This is a genomic window from Arcticibacter eurypsychrophilus (genome assembly GCF_001730525.1).
Taxonomy (GTDB): Bacteria; Bacteroidota; Bacteroidia; order Sphingobacteriales; family Sphingobacteriaceae; genus Arcticibacter; species Arcticibacter eurypsychrophilus.
Map to the genome: position 1 here is coordinate 1 of NZ_MDFN01000056.1, position 4,866 is coordinate 4,866.

The 4,866-nt window shown below is 37.7% G+C and carries 4 protein-coding genes; 1 reads left to right on the forward strand and 3 read right to left on the reverse strand.

The features are described from left to right. Positions 1-240 precede the first annotated feature (240 nt). Genes BFL47_RS18835 through BFL47_RS18845 form a run of 3 tightly spaced genes read right to left on the reverse strand, consistent with a single transcriptional unit; the run spans position 241 to position 3,003 of the window. Positions 241-1,134, reverse strand: a complete 894-nt coding sequence (locus BFL47_RS18835; protein WP_069661341.1) for an alpha/beta hydrolase — start codon at positions 1,132-1,134, stop codon at positions 241-243. Positions 1,135-1,162: 28 nt separating this feature from the next. Further along, entirely contained in the window at positions 1,163-1,933 is a 771-nt protein-coding gene (locus BFL47_RS18840; protein WP_245681414.1) for a DUF72 domain-containing protein, read from the reverse strand. A gap of 26 nt (positions 1,934-1,959) precedes the next feature. Further along, a complete protein-coding gene (locus BFL47_RS18845) occupies positions 1,960-3,003 on the reverse strand; it encodes an NAD(P)-dependent alcohol dehydrogenase (RefSeq protein ID WP_069661343.1) in 1,044 nt (347 codons plus the stop codon). A gap of 253 nt (positions 3,004-3,256) precedes the next feature. On the opposite strand from BFL47_RS18845, the gene BFL47_RS18850 reads away from it, so the two are divergent. Next, positions 3,257-4,750 (forward strand): M14 family zinc carboxypeptidase, encoded by a 1,494-nt coding sequence (locus BFL47_RS18850; RefSeq protein ID WP_069661344.1) that lies wholly within the window; start codon positions 3,257-3,259, stop codon positions 4,748-4,750. Positions 4,751-4,866: the final 116 nt, after the last annotated feature.

The window sequence follows — 4,866 nt, forward strand, 5'->3', positions numbered from 1 at the left end:
GCTCTAACCAGCTGAGCTACTTAGGAGTATTTCTGGTTATTATTGACTTGCCAATTTATGCAGCAACCCTTTTTATTTGAGATTGCAATATTCGGCATTAATATCTAATATTGAAAGTGCTCTAGATTAAAAGTTGCATTAAAAGCCGTTAAGTATTCATAACTAACTGATTAAAATTTAATCTCAAGCTGATTATGGCGCAGAAAGCTCTAATTTTAGTCCTAAGATCCTAATCTGACATCACAGGATAGTTGATTTGAACCTCGATTCAGTCTGGATACTTACTTTTATCAGCCACAGCAAATCACTTATAACAGGTGTTGCTTTGAAAATTTTATCGTGACCAACACCTTCGTAACAGGTAGAAGCAACTGAAGGATTTTTTAATAAGAATTCGGCAATATAAGCATAAGGGGAAATAAGGTCTTGCGAATCAAAAGCGATCCAATGTTTAACATCCGCTTTCATCTGATACAAATCAACTAAGTTATAGGTGGATGCCTGACCTTTGAATAGCTGCTCGAATCTTTCAAAGAAATCATCTTGATCTGATTTTTTCACACCCACACTGTCCATGCTAAATTGAAAGTTTTCTTTAAGCCGGATAAGAGGAGTTAAACTGATTAATAGAGATGGAAGAATTCCTATTTCATATATTGCCAAAGTATTGGCCATGGCACCCAGGGAATGGCCTATTACTATCTCGGGAATAAAGCCATTTCGTATTATTGCTTCTACAGCTTGTACATAGAGTCCTAAATTAGAAAGATCCCCTTCAGAACTTCCATTACCAGGAGCGTCAAATGCCACGATCTCTGCGTCTGGCAGGATCCTTAATGCCGTAATCAGCTCCGAAAAATCAATTGCTTTTGATCCCCATCCGTGAGTTAAAAGCACTTTGTGTTTTCCAGAACCCCATTTGAACGCATTGAACCTGAGTTCTTTGGCACTAAATTCTGCATCGTACACCTTTAAACTGAATCTAGTAGCCTCATCAAGAAGATTTTGTTGAAGTAAGCGAACAGGCATTTTAGGCGAGTAACAAATCAGCTGCCAAAGCAGGTCAGACTCGACTGCTGTTCCATCTTCCTGTGCGGCTTTAATATCTTTAATGATCTGCTTTAACCTTTTCATAATCGGAATAAGCGCTATTTTAAGGTATTTATGTGGGATAAAGAAAACTATTTAAGGTCTTTAAGTTATCAACCGCATCACCCATGGTATTATTAAAATAGACATAAACTGCTTTTCCGTCATCCATCCATTCCTGGATATATTGGGCATACTCATATAAAAAGGACTCAGCATAACTTTCTCTATAGTTTCCATTTGGCCCATGGAAGCGTACGTACACAACGTTTCCAATTACATCGGTAAAAGGTGTTACTGAGCCTGTTTTATCATGGAATACCATTCCGGCATGGTATTGATTTAATAGATCATAAGTACTCTTCTGGTACAAGGAATTGTTGCGGAATTCCAGTGTTACGTTCCATGCGCGGCTAGAATCTGCATCTTGGATGCACATCAATAATTGGTTCACTTTTTCTATGCTTTGTATCTTGAGACTGGGGGGAAATTGCACCAGCAAACATCCCTTTTTATGTCCTGCTTGCGAGATGGTATTAATGAAACGATCAACATCTTCAGGTTTAAATTCAAGTCCTTTGCTATGCGTTATTTCCTTCCACAGTTTAAAGGTGAAACGAAAATCCTCTGGAACTTCAGATGCCCATTTAGCGACAGTAGACGCCATTGGTACTTTGTAAAACGAACTGTTTATTTCAACACTGTTAAACAAAGTGCCATAATAGGTCAACCGGCTTTTGTCCTGAAATTCCAGAGGGTAAAATTGCTTATTTGGAAAAGGCAACACGATACCACTGGTACCTGAAAAATATAAAGTTTGATCCTTACTTTGTATTTGATCCAAGCCACTTTCTCCCAAAGTACATTAAATTATAATGTAGCTAGGTCAATTACAAAACGATAGCGAACATCACCTTTTACCATACGATCATATGCAGATTGAATATCTTTTATATCAATCATTTCTATATCCGAAACGATATTATTTTCAGCACAAAAATCCAACATTTCCTGAGTTTCAGCTATGCCACCGATACCTGAACCAGCTATACTTTTTCGTCCACCTAGTAAACTAAATGCTGCGAATTCATTAGGTTTTAAAGTAACACCCACACAAATCATCGTACCATTCGTCTTTAACAAGGATAGATACATATTAAAATCATGGTCAGCTGATACCGTATCCAGGATAAAATCAAATGATCCTAGTGCAGCCTTTACTTGCGCTTCATCAGAAGTGACAACAAAATGATGTGCTCCTAATTTTCTGGCATCTTCTTCTTTTTTAGGAGAGGTACTCAAAACGGTTACTTCTGCACCAAAAGCAACACCAAACTTAACGGCCATGTGTCCTAGTCCGCCTAATCCTAAAACAGCTAATTTATGACCTTTACCTACTTTCCAATGTCTTAACGGAGAATAAGTGGTAATACCGGCACATAATAAAGGAGCAACTGCAGCCAGATTTAACTTGTCGGAAACGTGAAGAACGAATTCTTCTCTGACCACAATCGTTTTGGAATAACCACCATAGGTAGGCGTTTTACCATCCCATTCATAGCTATTATACGTTCCAGTATTACCTTCAAGGCAATATTGTTCGAGATCCTGTTTACAGTTTTCGCAAACCTGACATGAATCTACCATGCAACCCGTACCTGCTAGATCGCCAACTTTAAAATTTTTGACATGATCCCCTACTTTAACTACCCTGCCAACGATCTCATGACCAGGAACCATTGGAAATATTCCAGGGAACCACTCATCTTTAATCTGAGATAGATCCGAATGGCAAACCCCACAAAACAAGATATCAAACTGAACATCATGAGGGCCAACTTCCCTTCTTTCAAGGGTCCAGGGGGCTAAAGGAGTATTAGGATTCTGTGCTGCGTAAGCTTTAGTTTCTGTCATTTTATATTATATTTAATGATTTACAAATCAGATAAAGACTGATATCAACTCATTTGGCTGCAAAGCTAGTTATATCGCGCGCGCTGCTTATGAAAAAGTTAAAACATGATATTTAGATTATTAACACACTACATTCATTCTTTTATGAACTAAACGTATTTTTCAACTTGAAGTTTTGTTTATAAAAGTAAAGGCGATAATCAGTTATTTGAATCTAGTATCTAAATTGCATTTTATATTAACGGTTTATCCCATGAACAAAAAGCTATTCATCATACCTGTATTAATCATTCCAATATTGCTGCTTAGTTGGAGTATCAGAAGAAAGTTTTCACGCCCGGAGATAGAAACAACCACTATATGGCAAAACTATTCACGTTATAAGGAACCTGCGATAAAAAACAGGATGTTTAAACATAGCGATCTACTGCCGCTTATTCAAAAGCATGTCAGCTCTAAACTTTTCAAATCTGAGATCATTGGCAACTCCTTTCAGGGAAGAAGCATCAGTCACTTAAGTATTGGAAAGGGCAAAATCAAAGTCTTATTATGGTCTCAAATGCATGGAGATGAATCTACAGCTACCATGGCCTTATTTGATATCTTTAATTTTCTATCCGTTAGTGATGATAATAATACCTTCAGAAGGTTTATCCTGAATAACCTGGAATTGCATTTCGTACCTATGGTTAATCCTGATGGAGCAGAAAAATGGAAAAGACGGAATGCGCTTGATATTGATCTTAATCGTGATGCCCGTGCGTTAACCACACCGGAAGCTAAGATCTTAACGTTAATTGCGGATCAGATCAAACCTCAATTCGGCTTTAATTTGCACGATCAGAGTAGTCTTTATTCAGCTGGCAACACGAAACATCAGGCGACAATTTCTTTTCTTGCACCGGCGTATAATTATTCGAGAGATTTAAATGAAGTGCGGACCAATGCGACTAAACTGATCGTAATGATGAATCGTACCTTACAGAAATACGCGCCTGGTGAGATCGCAAAGTATAATGATGCACATGAGCCAAGAGGTTTTGGCGATACCTTTCAGGGTAAAGGTATTTCAACTGTACTGATTGAATCCGGCGGCTATCCTAATGATCCGGACAAACAATATATCCGAAAACTAAATTTTTATGTTATCCTGAGTGCATTACACTCCATTGCGCAAAAGTCATATGAAGATGAAGATATCGAGGATTATGTAGCCATCCCTGAAAATAGCAGATTCCTATTCGATCTGGTCATTCGAAATGCAGAGGTCACGAAAGATGGCTATAAATACAGAGCCAGTCTGGGCATAAACCACACAGCAACAGTGGATTCTAATTACAAAAGTTTGAGCTATCGCGGTAGTTTAGAAGAATTGGGTGATATGGAAAATAACTTTGGCTATAAAGAAGCTGACGCAAGTTTATTACTATCTGTGCCTGGTAAAATCAAAGTATTGAAGAAAGCAGAATGGGATAATATGGCATTTGAAGAAGAAAAAGCACTTGTTCAACAAGGTTATCTGTTTGTTAAGTTTTCGGACAAAAGATCCTCTTCTGGACCTATCAAAAACAGATTATTAAACCTAACAAATAGTTTAAATGCAAATCCAGAAGCTATTGGTTTAGGTCGCTATCCTAACTTCATTTTAACAGACCAAAATAAAAAACCTGTTTATGCTGTGTCAAATGGGTTTTTAGTTGATTTGACAAAAGACATTAAAGCTTTGCCTAATTCATTTGGCTATTGATTTACTTTTATCGGAAATGCTTTTTAAACAGCATACATACGGTACTAAAAAAGGGCAAGCGACCGTTTTACCGTGCTTGCCCTTTTTGCTCCCAAGCCTGGACTCGAACCAGGGAC

Bases quoted from the DNA above. Each gene is read 5' to 3' on its own strand.
- BFL47_RS18850 (WP_069661344.1), top strand. From the start codon at position 3,257: ATGAACAAAAAGCTATTCATCATACCTGTATTAATCATTCCAATATTG.
- BFL47_RS18845 (WP_069661343.1), bottom strand. From the start codon at position 3,003: ATGACAGAAACTAAAGCTTACGCAGCACAGAATCCTAATACTCCTTTA.
- BFL47_RS18835 (WP_069661341.1), bottom strand. From the start codon at position 1,134: ATGAAAAGGTTAAAGCAGATCATTAAAGATATTAAAGCCGCACAGGAA.